Genomic DNA, 1,873 nt, shown 5'->3' with positions numbered 1-1,873 from the left:
AAATATCGATGATCATCAGGAGTATACGGATAAATTGATTAACTATTTCTCAATTATCACATATAAATCTGATGTTCGTACCGAAGTTATAGTTGTAACTATGCTGATACAAAGTTACGACACTCATATAACAATATATAGTACAGACTACGACCTTTGATGTTTTCGTGAGCAGAAACCTTTAATAAACAGACAGGGAGCTATTACTATTTATAGTTGTACAGTAATAGCTATCACAAAAGTAAAAACAACAAGGAACAGTATTCGATTAAAATAAACTTATGCGAATAGTTTATTTAACCGCAAAGATTGATCCTACTATTTTACTCAACTAGTAATATTCGACTGGTATTAGTGGTACCAACCATATTCATAATATCTCCTTGGGTAATAATGACTAAATCTCCAACTACTAAATAACCTTGATCACGTAGCAAACTAATAGCATGAATAGCGGTTGCCATACCATCACCATTATGATGAAAATAAACAGGGGTAACTCCGCGATATAATGCTGTAAGGTTTAATGTCTGCTCATGGCGAGATAGTGCAAAAATAGGTAAACCTGAGCTAATACGAGACATTATCAATGCAGTGTGACCAGACTCAGTCATTGATATAATTGCGGTAATTCCTTTCAGATGATTAGCTACGTACATTGCTGACATTGCAATAGCTTCTTCGATATTATCAAACAGTACATTAATTCTATGTTGAGAAATATTCATGCTAGGTATTTTTTCTGCTCCTAGACAAACCTTAGCCATGGCAGTCACAGTTTCTATTGGATACTGACCAGTAGCAGTCTCCGCAGATAACATTACAGCATCGGTACCGTCTAACACGGCATTAGCTACATCCATTACTTCTGCACGAGTAGGCAGAGGATTGGTGATCATTGACTCCATCATCTGGGTTGCTGTGATAACTGCACGATTCAATTGACGAGCACGTCGAATTAATTTTTTTTGAATACCTACTAGTTCTGTATCTCCAATTTCAACACCTAAATCTCCACGTGCTACCATAACAACATCTGAAGCTAAAATAATATCATCCATTGCTTCATCAGAGGCAACAGCTTCAGCACGCTCGATTTTGGAGACTATTTTCGCATTACTACCAGCATCACGAGCAAGCTGACGTGCATAGATGATATCTTTACTAGTACGTGGAAAAGATACCGCTAAGTAGTCAACCCCAATCTGAGCAGCAGTAATGATGTCTGCTTGATCTTTTTTTGTGAGAGCCTCAGCGGAAAGACCCCCACCTAATTTATTAATACCTTTATTATTTGATAGAAAACCACCTACAGTAACTTCAGTATAAACTCGGAATTCTTGAACTTTGAGTACTTTTAACTGTATCCTACCATCATCTAATAGCAATATATCGCCTGGAAACACATCATCGGGCAAGTTTTTATAGTCTATACCAACTTGTTTACAGTTACCTACCCCACATGCAAGAGTAGCATCAAGTATAAATTTATCTCCAATTGCCAAAAAAATTGTATTCTGACAGAAGGTAGAGATACGAATCTTAGGACCCTGTAAATCACCAAGAATCGCTACATGACGTCCTAAACTAGCAGCAATGTTACGTACTTGTTGGGCACGTCGTATATGATCTTTGGTAGTGCTATGTGAAAAATTTAGACGTACCACATTAGCACCAGCTAAAATTATTTTTTCCAGATTATGATCACGATCAGTAGCAGGACCAAGAGTAGTTACTATTTTTGTTCTTCTTAATCGTATTAACATAGAGAACTCCATTCAATTAGGATTAATTAATACATTTATTATACAATATTTTTATTATAACAAAATATAATTATATTAATTATTACATTAATTTTATTACTTATTAA

General features: G+C 35.3%; 1 protein-coding gene. It reads right to left on the bottom strand.

Annotated elements, in window-relative coordinates:
- Positions 1–323: 323 nt before the first annotated feature.
- Positions 324–1,766, bottom strand: coding sequence for a pyruvate kinase (pyk, locus tag CEX73_RS02870; RefSeq protein ID WP_101627080.1), 1,443 nt, complete (start codon positions 1,764–1,766; stop codon positions 324–326).
- Positions 1,767–1,873: the final 107 nt, after the last annotated feature.

Source organism: Candidatus Palibaumannia cicadellinicola (assembly GCF_002855795.1).
Lineage (GTDB): Bacteria > Pseudomonadota > Gammaproteobacteria > Enterobacterales > Enterobacteriaceae > Baumannia > Baumannia cicadellinicola_C.
Note: the sequence above shows the minus strand (reverse complement) of the source record. Positions and strands in the feature narration are given on the sequence as shown.